Here is a 17676-nt window from a genome sequence, read left to right as displayed (position 1 = left end):
TTTTTTATGCAACTGTAAAGGAAAAAATAATGAAAACAGCATTTAAACTGCCCTTTATTGGCGCCAGCATGCTTGCAAGCTTTGTGGCGATGGCTGAGCAGCCAAACGAGAATGTATGGGTAACGATAGGCCCTCAAGCAGCGGGACATTTCCAACTGAAAAGTATGCTAGATGGCAACACAGTAAAAAAATATGCAAGTGATCTAAACACGGTCAACCTCATGCAGGTAGATCAAGGCATGATCAATGAATTGAGTACTTTTATGCATGACAACTATCACCGCTGTGGCGGTTTTGTTGCCCATGAGTCTTATGAAGAAGCGCAGCAATATCTTCAGCAACTCTCTTTAGTTGATCAAGGTTTAGTGAATTCACAATCTGTTGTTTATAGCATTGATAACCCAGAGCGCGTCAACGCGATGTTGGGGAAAATTACTGCAAATAATTTAACCAATACGGTTAACACTATGAGTGCGTTCCATAACCGTTATTACACTCAACAAACAGGTGTGGATGCTGCTCAGTGGTTAAAAGGACACTGGCAACAGTTAAGCGCTTCACGCAGTGATATTACCGTGGATTACTACGCACACAGTTGGTCTCAGTCTTCTGTTGTAGTGACAATACCAGGTAGTGAAAAAGCTGATGAAATAGTTGTTATTGGTGGGCATTTAGACTCAATCAACTCGTCTAGCCCAAGTTCAGGTAGAGCGCCCGGAGCAGATGATAATGCTTCAGGAATAGCCGTGTTAACGGAAGCACTGCGCGCAGTAGTTGCGACCGACTTTAAACCAAAGCGTACCATTCAGATCATGGGCTTTGCTGCTGAAGAAGTAGGGCTGAGAGGCTCCAAAGCGATAGCCCAAGCTTACAAGTCTCAAAATAAAAACGTGGTTGGTATGGTGCAGTTCGATATGACAGGGCGAAACGGTAGTCCACAAGATATCGTAATGATGACCGACTATACCAACAGCGCACAAAACCAATTCTTAGGTCAGCTAATCGACACTTATTTGCCTGCGATTAGTTATGGCTATGACCAATGTGGCTATGGCTGCTCTGATCATGCCTCTTGGTATCAACAAGGTTATGCTGCTTCAATGCCATTTGAATCATCGATGTCAGATATAAACCGAAAAATACATACCGTTAATGACACGGAGTTTGACTCCAATCACGCCAGTAAATTCGCAAAGTTAGCAGTAACCTACTTAGCTGAATTAGCAAAAGATGCTGGCAGTGTTGACCCAGAACCTGACAATAAGTTGGAAAATGGTGTTGCTGTAACAGGCATCTCAGGCGCTGCGAAGGCACAGGTGTTTTACACATTGGAAGTACCTGCTAATAGTAGTAACCTTAAGTTCGTGACAGCTGGTGGCACAGGTGATGCTGACTTGTATGTAAAATATGACTCACAACCTACGCTAAACAGCTATGATTGCAAGAGCACTACTTCAAGCAGTAATGAAGTTTGTAATATTGACAATATTCAAGTTGGTACATATCACGTAATGGTTGAAGCTTGGAACCAGATCAGTGGAGTCAGTCTCACTGGTAGCTATCAAACCAATGGTGATGGCCCTACGCCTATTAACCGCCAAGAGACCAATTTAAGCGTCGATAGAAATAGCTGGTTACGCTTTGAACAAGTGCTTGTTGATGGTTACACCAATCTTACGGTGAATATATCAGGAGGCTCTGGAGACGCTGACTTATATGTGAAACACAATGGTCAGGTTTCGGACAATGTCTATGATTGTAGGCCGTATAAAAACGGTAATTCAGAGTCTTGTAGCTTTGATGCGCCAGCCTCAGGTACTTGGTACATCGGCCTTAAAGGTTATAGCGCTAGCAGTGGTGTGACACTAACCATTACTGCTCAATAACCCTGAGTTATAAAAATGCAAATACGGGCTGATCATCAGGCCCGTATTTTAGTTTAACGATTTATTCACTTTTAGGCTTGTTGTCAGCTACTCGCTCCTTCATACTTTGTCCAAAATCTTCTAATACACTAGCGCCAAGAAAAAGCAGTTGGCTATATTTATGACAGAAATAAAAAATAATAACTTTAATATCAATGTATTGTTGCTTTGGCTTGCGCCAATCCTATTTTTAATCACTTGCATTACACAACCTCCTACGGGTTTAAGTCCGCAAGCATGGAGTACCGCGGGACTTGCGATTTGGCTGGCAATTTGGTGGGTCAGTGAAGTGGTGCCTATTCCTGTAACCTCGTTGGTGCCAATATTGGCGGTGCCACTGGCGGGGATCAACGATATAAAAGCGGCGACTAGTTTATATGCCCACCCACTTATATTCTTATTCCTAGGCGGCTTTTTGATTTCTATTGCGATGGAAAAGTGGCAATTACATAAACGAATTGCACTACATACTATGTTGCGGTGTGGTAACAACGCTCGGGTACAAATCTTGGCGATGATGCTGGTGAGTGGCTTTTTATCTATGTGGATCAACAACACAGCTACCACCTTGATGATGTTGCCCATTGCGCTATCGGTTATTCATGTTTTACAGGAAAATAAAAGTAATTGTGATAACTACGGCAAAGCTTTGCTACTGGCCATTGCATACAGTGCCAGTATAGGTGGAGTTGGAACTTTAATAGGTACTGCCCCAAATGCACTGATGGCCGCTTATTTGTGGGAAAACTACCAGATCAAAATTGGTTTTGCACAATGGATGGCATTAGCCGCCCCATTTAGTGTGCTTATGATTGTACTTTCTTGGTATTGGTTAACACGTTTTGCATTCAAGGTAAAAGTGATCTCGAGTGATGTTGATTTAGCAGATTTATTTGCCAAGCAATTACACTCTTTAGGTGCAATGTCAGTGGCTGAAAAGAATGTATTTGCGGTATTTGTGTTTGCGGCCGTTAGCTGGATTTTACGCCCGTATTTGGCGCAGTGGACGGGACTGAATATTACTGATACTGGTATAGCCATCGCGGCTGCATTGTTATTATTTATACTCCCTTCAGGAACAAAGGGGCAAAAGATCATGGACTGGCAATCTGCCAATCAACTACCTTGGGGGATTTTACTACTGTTTGGTGGTGGATTAACTTTGGCATCACAAATTAAAAGCTCTGGGCTGGCCGATTATGTCGCTAATTCATTAGCGGGAGCTTCAGCGGTTCCACTGATAGTTGGGGTGTTATTGGTCGCTGCTCTGATCTGCTTTTTAACTGAGCTTACCAGCAACACTGCAACCGCAGCTGGTTTTTTACCATTGTTGGGCCCTATAGCAGAGCAAGTCTCTGGAACGCCATTAATTTGGGTTATCCCTGCGGCAATTGCGGCGAGTTGCGCGTTTATGATGCCCGTTGCAACCCCACCGAATGCCATTATTTTCGGTTCTGGTGAGATCAAAATTAGAGAGATGATAAAAGCGGGTTTCGCCATGAATATTCTAGCGATTGTACTTATAACGATACTTACCATGACGCTAGGGGCGTGGTTGTTTGGTTATTAAAAGCATGTATATCATACATGCTTAGCATAGCTATTTTGCGCTGCTTTCTTTACAGGGTCGCTAAGCTTGCTGCCTAAAGTGCTATTGTGGGGTGCGGTATACCCTGCAATAGGCTGCTATGAGCGTTCAAGAGACGGTCAGAGTAATTTGGTGGGATTGACTCAATTTTATAAAGCGGACGTTCAGCTAACGCGTTTCTGACCCAAAATGAGTTAACATAAATGTTCTAAGTGCGGCTTAGAACGAAGAATGGACGTTCAAAATCTAGACTTAAAAACAATCGATTCTCTTTATGTAATTTAAGCGGCTTCTCGTTAAAACTTTCTTAAAAATTTAACCTATTAATTTTCTTACTATTTTTAATGTGTATTCTCGTTATGTAATTTTATTCATTCTCGATTAAGTAAATTCTCGGGTATGGGGTAGTCGAAACAATTGTAATTCCTTGTAGCTATGTGTAAGTTGTTAATAATTAGATTATTAACAATCGTATTTTGATTATTCTGACAATTAACACATAGAGTGTTAGCGGGAATTCTTGGTAATACGCTGTTATACGAATTTCACAAGGAGCCAGTATTGGCAAAGTCTTTATCTCCAAAACCAATAACAATAAAAGCTGCAAATGAATTCATTAAGTCTTTCCATCGGCATCACCGCCCAACAATTAGAAACAGCGGTAAATGGGCTTTAGCTGCTATGAATAATAATGATGAAATGGTTGGGGTTGTTATTGCTGGAAACCCTTTGTCCCCAAACTACATGGACGGCTACACAATTGAATTAACAAGACTTTGTGTAAAAGAAGGTGCTCCGAAAGGAACATGTAGTTTCTTGCTAAGTAGATGCTGCAAGCTTTGGAGAACTATGGGTGGTAAAAAGGTCTTAACTTATACACTCGATAGTGAATCTGGATCATCATTAAAAGGAGCTGGTTGGAAATTGGCTGGTATAGTAAAACCACATAATAGATGGACAAACAGAACTAAAGTTGATGGTATCGAACGCTCTCATTTACAAGTATATGAAGTTACAAAACATCGTTGGGAAAAAGAGTTAAAGGAGGTATGTTAGTGAATACGTTATGTGCATTTAGCTCTGACAGCAGAGAGTTATACAAAGCAGATATTTATCGAGTTCTTGCATTACCGACTGATCATATTGTCCATTTTAGATACAAAAAGAAATATGTTGATGACAATATATTAAGCAATGTTAATTCTATAAAAAAGCAAAAGGTTGCAATCTTTTTTACCCATGGTAACGAAATTGGCAATAGTGAAAATGAGTATACTCATTTTTCAGTTCGCTGGGCTACGGTGTCACACTTTGAAATAAGCAAGGAAACAGATGTTTTTCACTTATACATGCGGTTAGGTGATTTTTGTAACATTACCTTAGACTCAGGAAACTCAATTGAAAAGCAAGTGCCTAGTAAGTTTTTTTCACGCCTAAGTTGCACAGAAGTAAGTAGCGAAAATAACTGGCAGTCCAGAATAAATGTTTTAAAAGGATATTTTCCAGATATAACGTTTTTTCATCTAAAAGAAATTAGAAACTCTTGGAGGAAAAAATCAATTCACTATAAAAATGATAAAAAATTTAGCTATTACAACTTAAACCATGGTGATCGATATACTCTAAAAATGGCAGTTGCCAATCCGAAGAATTCTGATACCAAGATAGAAATCATGGATAGCAGCGAAGAAATTACGATTAATTGTATTAATCCACTAGAAACATCAATTCAATTTGATGATTATGACATTCCAATTTCAGTGAAAACTCTTCAGGTTTTGAAGCAAGCATCTTTACTACAATTTAAACCTAAGAAAGTTGCAGAGGGCTCTGATGAATACTTAGGGGAATATGCTACTAATATTGAGTTGAACCTAAGGCTCAGTCTAACAAGACCTTTAATTTTTGGTATGTTTAGTACAATTGCATTCTGGGCACTACTTCTTGCAAAGCCACTATCTAAAACAGCAGAGTGGCCATCTACAACTTTATTGTTCGTTTCAACATTAATGTTTTTTGTATCAAGCAGTTCTTTATTTTTTTGGTTCAACAAGAAATAAATTCGTATAACAAAAGCATTAACGCAAGGGCTAATAGAGCTTGGCTTGCTTCGTGCCTCACCAATTTTAGCCAAGCTCTATTAGCCCGTTATGCGGACGTTACCGAATAAATACCCTAAAATGTTTTTGTCCAAAAACGAGCTGGCTGAATGTCTGCGACTATGATTGATTGCAAGTTATCAAGTTTCTGTTGAATGGCTGAGTTTGGCATAGCATCGAAATTCTCTCTAACGTATTGATATTTAGATTTAAGTTAACGACATATAAAGCTGTGATGTAAGCATTGGTAGTTAGTGCCACTAAAATAGTAGAAGTAATTTAATCATGTATTAAAACGAGCTAATAGTAGTGTTTACATCTAAAAACCTCGCCCTGTGTAACAACCTCGCCTTTGCTGTATGTGGCCATATAAAGTGAAGATATTGCGTTCTTTTGAGCGCTTGTTATAGTGGTCTAATCACTAATATGGATGTGTCGCTTATGCAAGTAGAATCATTATCTGATTTAAATAAACAACTTATGTCGTTGCAGGCCGGCTTTTTACAAGAGCCCTATATGAGCTACCAATCACGTTCTGAGTTGCTGAATAAACTTAGGCGTCGCGTTGTTGATAATAGTAATGCCTTAGTTATGGCTGCAGACAAGGATTTTAATGGCAGAACGGAGTTTGACTCTATATTTGGTGATGTTATTCCTACACTTGGTGTGTTTGATTACATCTTAAAGCACCTAAAAAGTTGGATGAAGCCTGATAAAAGGCGGGCAGGGTTTATGCTTTGGCCCTCTAAAGCATATGTGCAGTACACACCAAAAGGTGTTGTTGGCGTAATCGCACCATGGAATTATCCGATACAGCTCTCATTGACACCTGTCATTACCGCACTGGCCGCAGGTAATAAAGTGATGTTAAAGCTCAGTGAGTTTACACCTAACGTTAATCAGGTCATTAAAAGCATATTCTCTGATGTGCAAGAGCATTGCATCATTGTAGAGGGAGATCACCAGGTTGCTGCTGCCTTTTCAAAATTGAAGTTCGATCATCTATTTTTTACGGGGGCAAGTGAAATAGGTAAAAAAGTCATGGCTGCCGCGGCTGAAAACTTGGTGCCTGTGACATTGGAGCTCGGTGGAAAATCACCGGTGATTGTTGCCGATGATGCCGACATAGCGCATACAGCTAGAAGCATTTTATTTGGCAAATTGCTTAATGCGGGGCAAATATGTGTGGCACCGGATTATGTTTTGGTCACAAAACAATGTGCACAGCCGCTAATTAATGAATTAAAAGCGTGTTATAAGGCTTACTATCCTGAGCAGGAAAACGATACAAAACTAACCAGTATCATCAATGAAAAGCAGTTCGATCGTTTGCGTCAAGTGTTGCTCGATGCGAAAGAAAAAGCAGCTAACATTTGGCCGCCAATTAAGGAGCAGTATCAATCTCAAAGAATGGGGTTGCACCTAATCACAGACGTCAAAGAGGATATGGCTGTGATGCAAAGTGAGATATTTGGGCCTATCTTACCGATTGTTATTGTTGATAATATTGACACCGCGTTACGAAAAGTGGAGCTGGGTGAAAGACCGCTGGCAACATACTTATTTAGTCATGATGTAAATTTGATAGATAGAGTCAGCAAAACCATACGCACAGGCTCTCTGGCGGTCAATGAGATGGTTCTTCAGGTGACGGTCGAGGATTTACCTTTTGGTGGCGTGGGAAACTCAGGTATGGGCCAATATCATGCAAAAGAAGGCTTCTTAGCTTTGAGCCATGCTAAAAGTATTTTGCAAAGCGACAGAAAAACACAGTTACGAATGAAGCTAATGGTGAAACAATCCAAAGTGCTGATTAGTTTGGTTAAAAAATTGATGCTTAAATAGTTAGTCAATGGGCAAAGCCATTGACTAACACGCAATTTTTAGAAAGAAGCCTTACGGGGTCTGATTTCTGGGATATATTTACGCTCTTGAATTTTGTAGTAAATATCATTGGCTTTTTCTGTTGCTCGTTCGATTTGTGAAGGCGACAATTGTTGTTCATCCAACTGACGGCTTTTAGCTGCTTGACGACTGCCGTTGTATTCTGCCACTGTATTCCAAATATAAGATTTCTCAATATTTTTACTAACACCAAGACCTTGATAATACATCAAAGCTAAATTGAACTGAGCGAGGGTGTAATTGCTAGCAGCTGCTTTCTCATACCAATCCATGGCCGTATGGTAATCTTTAATTACGCCATCACCGTTGGTATACATAACGCCTAAATTAAATTGTGCCGCAGCAAGATTCTTTTTAGCTGCTCTAGTGTATAGTTCTACCGCTTTTTGCTTATCCTGTTTTACGCCTTCACCGTTCTCATACATAACAGCTAGAGAAAACATTGCATCGGCAACACCTGTATTGACGGCGTCCTGAAATAGTTTTGCAGCTTTGTGAATATCTTTTGAAACGCCATAGCCACCTTGGTACATTTTTGCCAGTTCGTAAATGCCTGGACCATACCCCATATCAGCTAGGTATTGGAACTCTTTAAGTGCTACTTCAAACTGCCCGCTGTTAGCTGCTTCAATCCCTTGCTCTAGTGTTGCGCTACTAGGAGCTGCCCATGCTAACATGCCGATACATACGGCGAGTCTTACTCTTGAATACCACATGCTATGCCTCCTGAATATTTCTTGATGCTGAAAGTGTTTAAGAAGCCAAACTCTGTTGCAGTTTGGATAATCATAACACAAACAATGTAATACATTGGACCACTAATAGTAAGTTAAGTGCAAGTAAAGATTGAAGCTATGGTCACTAAATCAGCACAGTTAGGTGACATTTGGTATTTAATTAACCTTACTTAAGGTAAAAGTGTGATATTGGTGTTCAATTCAAGCTTCGCTTTTTGGTGATGTTTCTATATGTGACAGTGGCTTATCACACTTTGCATAGCTCAAGCGCGCAATCGCTGTTGTGGTGTGGTATTTATCTAATCCACTGAGCGCCACGGTATTTAAACGCTCTAGATCGACAAAGCCGTCATGACAATAAGCAAGTTCGTCCTCTAGGAATATATCTGTGATTTGGCCGATCACCAGTTCCGTTTGGTTTAACTCTATGGTTTGTGTGCTCACAAGTTTTACTGCCATTTTTAGTTTACTTTGTAGCACGAAGGGTGCTGTGAACGTGCCTTTATATTCGGCCTGCAAGCCAACCGCATCAAACTCAGAGATATTTTTGTCATAACGCGCTGATGTTTGGTGGGCTTGCTCAAAAATATCCGCGTTAACATGATTGATTGTGTAACTACCAGTTTCAATTATATTTTCTAATGTGTGTCTGGGCACCGAATGGGGGCGGATGATCATACCGATGAGCGGAGGGTTTGCGCCAATGTGGAACACCGAACTGACAATAGATAAGTTTTCTTGTCCATGTTTATCTTTGGTCCCAATGAGGTTAGCACTTTTAAAGCCACTCAATGAATTAATTAAATTCACGCGGGTTAATTTGTTTAGATTTTCAATATCGGTTGAACAAATATGCATATATATTCCTATGACTACTTGGAGATGTATTTTTACCAATTAATTGTTTTACCTTGCCAATCAATGTAATCGATTTGGCCATCTGCAATTCTTTGGGTTATTAAGTTACTGAGTTGTTTCGCAACAAATTCAGGGTCGAACAATTTGTCCTCGGGTACATTGCTTTGAAAGGGCTCAGAAAGCGGGGTGTCCGTGGTACCAGGGTGAAAAAGAACACATTTGCAATGTTTGGCGCGACGAGCAAGTTCGATAGCTACCGTTTTTACTGCCATGTTTAAAGCCGCTTTGCTCGCGCGGTAACCATACCAACCGCCCAACTGATTATCATCAATACTGGCAACTCGCGCACTGAGACAAGTCAGAACACACTTGCTGTGGTGGTTTAAGTGTACACCGACACCTTTAAGCCATAACAATGGCGTGATGGTGTTGACTTTGAATAGCCATTGCAGATACTCGCTTTGAATGTCTTCTAAGCGTTTTTCCGGTTTGAAGTTGGCATCATGAAGTTGCCCATTAAAGATAGTGATGCTTTGGGCTTGCGCTATGAAGGACGCTAACTCGTTTGTAATCCTTGCTATTTCCCAAGGGGAGTTGTCGCAAATAATGTGCTGGTGCTGCCCTTTAAAGTGTTCGTCGAAATCCTCGATATCACTGCGGCTAATCGTGATGATTAGATGTTGAGGGTAGCGCTTGTGTTGCTCACGCACGAATGCTTTGGCTATCGTGCTGCTAGCTCCAATAATGATAATTGCTTGATTAGTCATTTGGCTTACACCTGTCATTATTGCACCGACTTGGCAGCAACATGCGAGACAAACGCATACGATTTCTAGCAAATAGCCAGTAGCAGCCATCAGCTAACCAGCGAATAGGGTATAGACGTAAGACTTTCAGCCAACGGTATTTACCAACCAATTTCCAGATTTGATAAGTTGCGTCCAGCCCCAGAAAAATTTGTCCGTTTTCGTCTTCAGCGTGCAATATGGTAAGGGCTTTGCGTTTGTCTATGTGTGGATACTGAGCAGCAAAGTTTTGTTCATGCACATCTACTATGACGATTTTTCTGTGCTGATCGAACGTGAGTAGCTTTTTCATTTCAGCGACGCATATAGGGCACTGACCATCATAAAATATTTTCATATCAAACTGTTGAGTAACTTTGTTAGAGTAGTTTACGTTTAAAAGTAAAAAACAGATCGCTCGTAAATCGAATTAATCTCGGTATAGTGAGTAGTATAGAATATCGACAAAGGATGCATTATGACTGAGCAGTATCAAACATTACGTACAAATGTCAGTATGTTGGGGGAGTTGCTAGGAAAAACTATAAAACAAGCCCAAGGCCAAGAAGTGCTCGATAAGGTCGAGCAAATCCGCAAGTTGTCCAAATCTTCTCGCAGTGGCAATGAACAGGACAGAGCATTACTTATTGAAACCTTGCACTCTCTAACGGATGAGGAGCTATTACCAGTAGCCCGTGCCTTTAATCATTTTCTTAACCTTGCGAATGTCGCTGAGCAGTTCCACACAATTTCCAAACAAGGTTCGCCAGAAGGAACATTGAGTGCTTTGAAACAGACCTTAACAGCGCTCAAAGGACAAATTGAAAAAGGTCAGCTAAATCTTAATGAGGTTGCAGATGCGGTCGCCAATTTGAAAATGGATCTTGTGCTTACAGCCCATCCGACGGAAGTAACGAGACGCACCATCATTAGCAAACATGTTGAGTTAAGTGAGTGTTTGGAAGCATTGGAATTACACGAACTTGACGAACATCATAAAGATTATTTGTACAACAGAATAGAACAACTGATCAGTCAGGCATGGCATACAAATGACATTCGAGACAAACGACCCACTCCGTTAGACGAAGCGAAATGGGGATTCGCCGTTATTGAAAACAGCTTGTGGCATGCTGTACCTATGTTTATCCGTCAATTTCACCGCTTCAGTAATGAAATTCTTCAGCTTGAGTTACCTGAGGGCTTTTCTCCTATTTCGTTCACTTCGTGGATGGGTGGGGATAGAGATGGCAACCCATTTGTCACAGCGCAAATAACCCAAACGGTGCTAGATCATGGCCGCTGGATGGCACTTGATTTGTACTACAGAGATTTAGATAAGCTCAGCGCAGAGTTGTCTATGCACTGTGCTAGTGAAGAGTTAAAAGAGCAAGTGGGGGAACACAGTGAACCATATCGATATCTTTTAAAAATTCTCAAAGCCCAAGTTAGTGAAACGATTGCGGCGTTAGAGCACAAAATCAAACAAGAGCCGAGTAAGAAGCAAGACAAAATTACTCATGTGTCGCAGTTAAAAGCGCCGTTGGAGCTTATCTACCGTTCACTAACGCAAGTGAATATGGGCGTGATAGCCAACGGCTTATTATTAGATGTGTTACGCCGCCTCAACTGCTTTGGTATAAATTTATGTAAGCTAGATATTAGACAAGACTCAGCGCGTCATACTGAGGTGTTTAGCGAACTGACAGGATATTTGGGGTTGGGCAAATATGCAGATTGGTCAGAGCAAGATAAGCAGGCATTCTTACTTGCTGAACTCAACTCCCGACGTCCACTAATTCCCAAGCATTGGCGCCCTAGTAGCAATGTGCAAGAAGTGTTAGACACCTTTGAGGTTATAGCCTGTCAAGACGAACAAGCAATAGGTATCTATATTATCTCCATGGCGCAAAATGCATCTGATGTTTTAGCGGTTGAATTGCTACTTCAAGAAAGTGGCTGCAAGTTCAAAATGCCAGTAGCGCCATTGTTTGAAACACTGGATGACCTTAATCGCAGTGCAGAGGTTATGACGCAGCTATTCGCTCAATCTTGGTATCGTCAACATATTAATCGAAAGCAATTTGTCATGATTGGCTACTCAGATTCTGCAAAAGATGCAGGTATGATGGCTGCTGGATGGGCACAGTACAGCGCAATGGAGAAGCTGGTAGAGTTGTGTGATAAGCAAGACATTGAATTGAACTTGTTCCATGGACGTGGCGGTACAATTGGTCGAGGTGGCGCTCCTGCTGCACAAGCCCTTCGTTCACAGCCACCGGGCTCACTGAAAAACGGATTAAGGGTGACAGAGCAAGGAGAAATGATCCGCTTTAAATTTGGTTTACCAAAAGTAGCAGCCCAAAGTTTGGCAATATATAGCAGCGCGATTATTGAGAGTAACCTTTTACCACCACCGCAACCTGAGGGTAGCTGGAAAGAGGTAATGGAACTTATTACCAAAGCATCATGTGCCCATTACCGTAGTATCGTGCGTGAAGACCCCCAATTTGTACCCTATTTCAGAATGGCAACACCTGAAGTTGAATTGGCTAAACTTCCACTGGGTTCCAGACCCGCAAAACGAAACCCACAAGGGGGTGTTGAAAGTCTAAGAGCAATTCCTTGGATTTTTGCTTGGAGCCAAAACCGCCTGATGTTGCCAGCATGGCTTGGTGCATTGCAAGGTTTGCAAGCTGCAGTAGATAGCTATGGGGAGCAAACACTAAAACATATGAGCGAGCATTGGCCATTTTTCAGAACTCGCTTAGAAATGTTAGAAATGGTGTTTTGCAAAGCGGATAGTTGGTTGAGTGAACACTATGAGCAAGGATTAGTGGATGATGAGTTAAAGCCGCTAGGTCACAAACTAAGGGATGAACTTGAACAAGTGCGAGAATTGGTACAGAGATTGGCTCCAGATTCAACGTTACTATCAGCACAACCGTGGATAAAGGAGTCAATTGCGTTGCGAAACCCTTATACCGACCCACTCAATGTACTACAAGTTGAGTTGCTAAACCGTGCACGAGCGGGTCATAGTGCAGATATAGACAATGCACTGATGATTACGATGACAGGGATAGCAGCCGGGATGCGTAACACTGGTTAATCACAAAAAATTAACGGTCATTGACAAAAGGGTGAGTAAAAACTCATCCTTTTGGGTTGAATGTTTGTGTTTTTATCATTTCTTATGATTAAATTTATTGACATTGAATTTGGCTAACATAGAATTGCCCACTGGTTATACCAGATGGCTTTTTTATTGCTCCAAAGTTGGAGTATTTTTTTACTTGAGGTCCAATGTCTACACTTTCTACCAGTATCACTTATGATGATACGACGTCTTTGATCTTGATGACGCTACGCGGCTGCGTTGATGCAGAGGACGTGGTGAATGTTTATCAAATCGCAAATGACTACGCAAAAGCGCATAACAGTTCGAAAATTCTAATCGACTTAAGCGACGTAGAACATTGTTTTGCTGCGATAGATATTGTTGATTTTATGCCAAAAGTCGCCCACTACTTACGTGATTTTGCAGTTGCCAGAGTCGTTGGTTTTGAAGGGTACATGCACGATTTGTTTTTGCAAAAAGCCAAGCGCTACAACGTTAATGCAGAAAATTTTGAATGCTTTAAATCTGCAAAGCAATGGTTGTGTAATTTGTAGAATCTGCTTAAACTGTGCTGCCATTAATCAATTATGTTTTAATAATGGCAGTATTTAATCCGCAACAATTACAAGAACTAGAACAGCAAGCAAAGCGCAATCGCGGTCATTTTTCTCACGAACAATTGGATGAGCTGCAATCGCAACTTAGCTGCGATCTAGATATGCTACTTAAAGCATTATTACCAGTGGCTGCAACCTTCTCTCAGGCTCCTATTTCCCATTTTAATGTCGGGGCAGTTGCTTTTGATAAAACAACAGGAAGTGCATATTTAGGTGCAAACCTTGAGTTTTCTCATCAGGCATTGAGTCTGGTGGTTCATGCAGAGCAATCGGCTATCAACAATGCTTGGTTGCATGGCGCCAAAGAAATTAGTCGTATGGCAATCAGTGACGCTCCTTGTGGCTATTGCCGGCAATTTATGAATGAACTCGATAAATCTGCTGAACTTGCCATTATGCTACCGACTTTGAATACAAGCTTAGCGGAATTGCTGCCCAGTGCATTTGGTCCTCAGGATTTAGACAATTCACAGCGTCTTATGGCAAGCTCTACAAGCCATCTTGATAGTTTATCCCACGAAATAAGTGACACGCTCAAAGTACACCTGCAAAACGCTTACGCACCATACTCAGGTAACTTGTCGGCGGTAGAAATAAGTACGCAATCTCACGGCCAATTTTACGGTCGTTATGCGGAAAACGCAGCCTATAGTCCAAGCTTATCTCCTATGCAAGGAGCATTAAGCCAACTTGCTTTGGCGGGGTTAAAGCTTGATGAGATAGTAATAAGTGCGATTACGTTGGTCGAAACGAAAGGGCATGAGAACCAAAAAGCAGTGGCAGATGCTGTATTGCAAAGTTATGCCACTGATGCGAAATTGACGCACGTGCTTGCAGAGTTTAATTCATAACAGATGTAAGTCGCCTCAAGTTTAGACTTATTGAGGCGACACAAGCATGTCTATAGTAATAATTCAGCCGCTTTGATAACCACAGCTACAGAGTCATTTTCAACTTTTGCATGGTCTACTGTTGGAATTTCTTGACGGGTTCTATTTACCAACACGCCAGCCACACAGGCAGCTTTGAGTCCCAATGCTGCGCACATGGTAAATAAAGTAGCTGATTCCATCTCATAGTTCATAACATTGAGCTTTTGCCACTCTTCGCAACTTCCTTGAAAAGCCTTGTTTACATAACCTGAATAGGTATCGTAACGCTCTTGGCCTGGGTAAAAGGTATCGCTAGAAGCGGTAATACCAATATGATGATTAACGCCCAGCTCGATACACGCGTTAACCATAGCTTGCGTGCAATGAAAATCAGAAACTGCTGGGTAGCTCAAAGGTGCAAAATGTTGGCTGGCGCCATCTAATCTTACAGAAGCGGTGCTAACTAACACATCACCTTCATTTATATGTGGTTGGATTGCACCAGTTGTTCCCACTCGTAAAAATGTACGAACGCCTAGCTGTGCCAGTTCTTCCACGGCAATAGAGGTAGAAGGTCCACCAATACCCGTTGAGCAAATCACGACAGGCTGATTACCTAGCGTTGCTAAGTAGACATGAAATTCTCGTGTTTGCGCCAAGCAGATAGGATCGCTTAGTTTGTGAGCTATGCGCTTAGCCCTCTCAGGATCGCCTGGTACAATGGCTAATGTTGCACCGTTAAGTGCTTGTTTGTTTAGCCCTAAATGAAATACCTTGTCCATAGTAAACCTTATTTTTGTATAAAGCGTAATGTTTGTTATTAACAGCATCAAAGTACAGGACAGATGTCCGATTTAGTATATGTGCTTGTGTGCGTACTTGCATCTTTATGGGTGATCTTCTAAACCTAAAGTGTAGCAATAATAAGAGGAACCATTATGCCTACATCTGCACCGATTGAGAAACATACAGAATTCGCGCGTTGTTTTGAAAGTAATAAAATAAGTACATTTTCCCCGTTTCATTGGCTTGCTCTAGCATTTAAAGATATTGCTAGAGCGCCGGTGCTAAGTTTAATTTATGGGCTAATCTTTACCCTCATTCCTGCCACTATTATGTGGCTTGTATACCAATCAGGGACTCACCTGGTCATATTGCCTGCGGTTGTTGCATTTGCCTTAATTGGGCCGGCTTTTGCTGCAGGCTTGTATGATGTGGCATGGGAGTTAGAAAAGGGACACACGCCAACCTTTGCTCACAGCTTAAAGTCGATGTTTAGAAATCCCGCTGGCGAGTGGGGGTTTGCTGTTCTTTTGATGGTAATTATGATCGTTTGGATGCGCCTTGCAGCCTTAATTCATGCCTTATATCCTGATGTGTCTAATCCAACTTTTGAACAGTTATCTGCGTTCCTTACGCTTGGTACTCTAGTCGGTGGCATATTGATGGTTTCAGTGTTTGCTATTTCGGCATTTACACCGCAAATCATGATGGAGCGCAGAGTCGATATTATGACCGCAGTTGTAAGCTCAATACATGCGGTTAAATCTAATGTTGGTGCGATGCTTGTTTGGTGTGCAATCATTGTGACATTAGTGTTGGTTGGTTTTTTAACTGGCACGGCCGGTTTTATCGTCATTATGCCATTATTAAGTTATGCAAGTTGGCACGGTTACATTGCAATTATTAAAACCAAAAAACCAAGAGGGTATGAATAATCCCTAACTATTCATCAGTTGTGAATATAAAACCACGGTACCAAAAGTAAGGTGTTGGTCCGTGGTTGACTTTGCTACCAACGATGTTATACCTCCTGCAAGTTCACATTTTTCATTGCTCTGCGTCACTCGTTTTAAGAATAGGCAGTATCTAAACTTTTGTTTTACATGATTATATTTGCTTATTGAGAATGAGGCCAATTTAAGTGCTCAATGCCAGTGATAGAGATCACAACGGATAGAAAAAATATTAGCCAACGCAGCTAAACGCATGAATATGCAAGAATCGTTATCTTAGGAGGTTTTAAATGACAATTACAAAACAACAATTCCAGCAGAAACTTGAACACTGTTTGTGTCCTCCTGGGGACGGCGTATTTACGGTTAATACAGCGAAAGAAAGAAAGGACGCGTTAAGAACAAAGTTATACGGTCAAACTGAAGGCGTCGATGTGCTGTGGAAAGAATCTCTAACCACGCTTGAAAATAGTCAATACAAGGCAGCAATTTTAGGCATTAGTTCTGACTGCGGTGGTGGTATTTTACGTGGCGCTAACTGGGGGCCGTTGTTTTTGCGTTCGACACTAATCGAACAACACCCTCACATCAGTGCATTTGATTTGGGTGATGTGCGCGTTATTCCTCACTTGCTTCATGATAAGTATCTAAACGATGCAACCATAAGCAACTGTCAAAAAGCACTTTATCAAGATGAAAAGAGTGACTACTATGTTTCGCCACTATCTATAACCGAAGATGTATGTGATGGCTTTTATCAGCAGCACCCGGACAAAGGGATTTTTGGTATTGGGGGAGATCATTCGATCAGCTACCCGTTAACTAAATCTTACTTAAAGGCGAAAAGAGCAGCAGGTAAACGCACCGCCATCATCCATTTCGATGCTCATACAGACTTATTAGTAGAACGTTTGGGTATTGATTTGTGTTTTGGTTCTTGGTGTACACATATACTTGAATTCCTGCCTGCACCTCATCATTTAATTCAGTTTGGCATTCGCTCTAGTGGTAAAGATAAAACACACTGGGAGTCTACCTTTGGAGTGAAACAACATTGGGCACACGAAATTCGTGAGCAAGGTGCCGATGCGATTGTAAAGCAAGTAATTGCCCAGCTAAAAGCGGATAATGTAGACGAGCTATACGTAAGTTTTGATATTGATGCGCTTGATGAAGAATTTGCCTCTGCGACGGGTACTCCAGAGGGCAATGGTATGACGCCTGACGAAGCGATGACTATTTTGCGTGCATTACGTGAAGAGTTTCCTATCACAGGTGCTGATATGATGGAAATCGCTCCGTTTACAGATAGCTCTTTAGTGGGTCAGTCCAGCTCAGAGACAACTCTGCGCGAAGGAGCAAAAATTTCAGCTTTTTTGATAGACGCTATCAATAACGCTTGATAACAACGTCATCACTTCAGAACAGGTAGT

General features: G+C 41.4%; 15 protein-coding genes. 10 read left to right on the top strand and 5 right to left on the bottom strand.

Annotated elements, in window-relative coordinates:
* Positions 1-29: 29 nt before the first annotated feature.
* From BIW53_RS15380 to BIW53_RS15360, 5 genes are all read left to right on the top strand, one after another.
* On the top strand, positions 30-1886 hold the full coding sequence (locus tag BIW53_RS15380; RefSeq protein ID WP_070992923.1) for a M28 family metallopeptidase: 1857 nt from the start codon (positions 30-32) through the stop codon (positions 1884-1886).
* A gap of 160 nt (positions 1887-2046) precedes the next feature.
* Positions 2047-3495, top strand: a complete 1449-nt coding sequence (locus BIW53_RS15375) for an SLC13 family permease (RefSeq protein WP_070992922.1) — start codon at positions 2047-2049, stop codon at positions 3493-3495.
* 579 nt (positions 3496-4074) lie between these two features.
* On the top strand, positions 4075-4569 hold the full coding sequence (locus BIW53_RS15370; protein WP_070992921.1) for an XF1762 family protein: 495 nt from the start codon (positions 4075-4077) through the stop codon (positions 4567-4569).
* Positions 4569-5573 carry a hypothetical protein gene (locus BIW53_RS15365; RefSeq protein WP_139158863.1) on the top strand — a complete coding sequence of 335 codons (1005 nt, stop codon included), beginning with the start codon at positions 4569-4571 and terminating at the stop codon, positions 5571-5573. The genes BIW53_RS15370 and BIW53_RS15365 overlap by 1 nt, the downstream gene beginning before the upstream one ends.
* A gap of 480 nt (positions 5574-6053) precedes the next feature.
* Entirely contained in the window at positions 6054-7457 is a 1404-nt protein-coding gene (locus tag BIW53_RS15360; RefSeq protein WP_070992919.1) for an aldehyde dehydrogenase family protein, read from the top strand.
* A 38-nt stretch (positions 7458-7495) separates the two neighbouring features.
* On the opposite strand, the gene BIW53_RS15355 is transcribed toward BIW53_RS15360, so the two are convergent.
* The 4 genes from BIW53_RS15355 to BIW53_RS15340 all read right to left on the bottom strand — a co-directional run bounded on the left by BIW53_RS15355 (position 7496) and on the right by BIW53_RS15340 (position 10255).
* A complete protein-coding gene (locus tag BIW53_RS15355; RefSeq protein ID WP_070992917.1) occupies positions 7496-8233 on the bottom strand; it encodes a tetratricopeptide repeat protein in 738 nt (245 codons plus the stop codon).
* A gap of 222 nt (positions 8234-8455) precedes the next feature.
* Complete coding sequence (locus tag BIW53_RS15350) at positions 8456-9112, bottom strand: flavin reductase family protein (RefSeq protein WP_070992915.1); 657 nt, start codon at positions 9110-9112, stop codon at positions 8456-8458.
* A 32-nt stretch (positions 9113-9144) separates the two neighbouring features.
* Positions 9145-9879 carry an SDR family NAD(P)-dependent oxidoreductase gene (locus BIW53_RS15345; protein WP_070992914.1) on the bottom strand — a complete coding sequence of 245 codons (735 nt, stop codon included), beginning with the start codon at positions 9877-9879 and terminating at the stop codon, positions 9145-9147.
* Positions 9872-10255 carry a thiol-disulfide oxidoreductase DCC family protein gene (locus BIW53_RS15340; RefSeq protein ID WP_070992913.1) on the bottom strand — a complete coding sequence of 128 codons (384 nt, stop codon included), beginning with the start codon at positions 10253-10255 and terminating at the stop codon, positions 9872-9874. The genes BIW53_RS15345 and BIW53_RS15340 overlap by 8 nt, the downstream gene beginning before the upstream one ends.
* A gap of 120 nt (positions 10256-10375) precedes the next feature.
* Between BIW53_RS15340 and ppc the strand changes: the two genes are divergently transcribed.
* From ppc to cdd, 3 genes are all read left to right on the top strand, one after another.
* Complete coding sequence (gene ppc / locus BIW53_RS15335) at positions 10376-13009, top strand: phosphoenolpyruvate carboxylase (protein WP_070992912.1); 2634 nt, start codon at positions 10376-10378, stop codon at positions 13007-13009.
* Between the two features lie 194 nt (positions 13010-13203).
* A complete protein-coding gene (locus BIW53_RS15330; RefSeq protein ID WP_070992911.1) occupies positions 13204-13572 on the top strand; it encodes a hypothetical protein in 369 nt (122 codons plus the stop codon).
* Positions 13573-13616: 44 nt separating this feature from the next.
* Positions 13617-14486, top strand: a complete 870-nt coding sequence (gene cdd / locus BIW53_RS15325; protein ID WP_070992909.1) for a cytidine deaminase — start codon at positions 13617-13619, stop codon at positions 14484-14486.
* A 50-nt stretch (positions 14487-14536) separates the two neighbouring features.
* Here the strand turns inward: cdd and udp are convergent, their stop codons facing one another.
* Complete coding sequence (gene udp, locus BIW53_RS15320) at positions 14537-15289, bottom strand: uridine phosphorylase (protein ID WP_070992907.1); 753 nt, start codon at positions 15287-15289, stop codon at positions 14537-14539.
* 156 nt (positions 15290-15445) lie between these two features.
* Between udp and BIW53_RS15315 the strand changes: the two genes are divergently transcribed.
* Both BIW53_RS15315 and BIW53_RS15310 read left to right on the top strand, forming a co-directional pair.
* On the top strand, positions 15446-16225 hold the full coding sequence (locus BIW53_RS15315) for a DUF2189 domain-containing protein (protein ID WP_070992906.1): 780 nt from the start codon (positions 15446-15448) through the stop codon (positions 16223-16225).
* Between the two features lie 308 nt (positions 16226-16533).
* Positions 16534-17646: an arginase family protein gene (locus BIW53_RS15310; protein WP_070992905.1), complete on the top strand. Its 1113-nt coding sequence runs from the start codon at positions 16534-16536 to the stop codon at positions 17644-17646.
* Positions 17647-17676 lie beyond the last annotated feature (30 nt).

This window comes from Pseudoalteromonas byunsanensis, assembly GCF_001854475.1.
Lineage (GTDB): Bacteria > Pseudomonadota > Gammaproteobacteria > Enterobacterales > Alteromonadaceae > Pseudoalteromonas > Pseudoalteromonas byunsanensis.
The sequence above is the reverse complement of the archived record's forward strand: the minus strand, read 5'-3'. Positions and strand labels throughout refer to the sequence as shown.

Excerpts from the sequence above, each read along its gene's own strand:
- BIW53_RS15330 (WP_070992911.1), top strand. The coding sequence starts at position 13,204 with ATGTCTACACTTTCTACCAGTATCACTTATGATGATACGACGTCTTTG.
- BIW53_RS15350 (WP_070992915.1), bottom strand. The coding sequence starts at position 9,112 with ATGCATATTTGTTCAACCGATATTGAAAATCTAAACAAATTAACCCGC.
- cdd (WP_070992909.1), top strand. The coding sequence starts at position 13,617 with ATGGCAGTATTTAATCCGCAACAATTACAAGAACTAGAACAGCAAGCA.
- BIW53_RS15315 (WP_070992906.1), top strand. The coding sequence starts at position 15,446 with ATGCCTACATCTGCACCGATTGAGAAACATACAGAATTCGCGCGTTGT.
- BIW53_RS15310 (WP_070992905.1), top strand. The coding sequence starts at position 16,534 with ATGACAATTACAAAACAACAATTCCAGCAGAAACTTGAACACTGTTTG.
- BIW53_RS15375 (WP_070992922.1), top strand. The coding sequence starts at position 2,047 with ATGACAGAAATAAAAAATAATAACTTTAATATCAATGTATTGTTGCTT.
- BIW53_RS15360 (WP_070992919.1), top strand. The coding sequence starts at position 6,054 with ATGCAAGTAGAATCATTATCTGATTTAAATAAACAACTTATGTCGTTG.
- BIW53_RS15380 (WP_070992923.1), top strand. The coding sequence starts at position 30 with ATGAAAACAGCATTTAAACTGCCCTTTATTGGCGCCAGCATGCTTGCA.
- udp (WP_070992907.1), bottom strand. The coding sequence starts at position 15,289 with ATGGACAAGGTATTTCATTTAGGGCTAAACAAACAAGCACTTAACGGT.
- BIW53_RS15340 (WP_070992913.1), bottom strand. The coding sequence starts at position 10,255 with ATGAAAATATTTTATGATGGTCAGTGCCCTATATGCGTCGCTGAAATG.
- ppc (WP_070992912.1), top strand. The coding sequence starts at position 10,376 with ATGACTGAGCAGTATCAAACATTACGTACAAATGTCAGTATGTTGGGG.
- BIW53_RS15345 (WP_070992914.1), bottom strand. The coding sequence starts at position 9,879 with ATGACTAATCAAGCAATTATCATTATTGGAGCTAGCAGCACGATAGCC.
- BIW53_RS15355 (WP_070992917.1), bottom strand. The coding sequence starts at position 8,233 with ATGTGGTATTCAAGAGTAAGACTCGCCGTATGTATCGGCATGTTAGCA.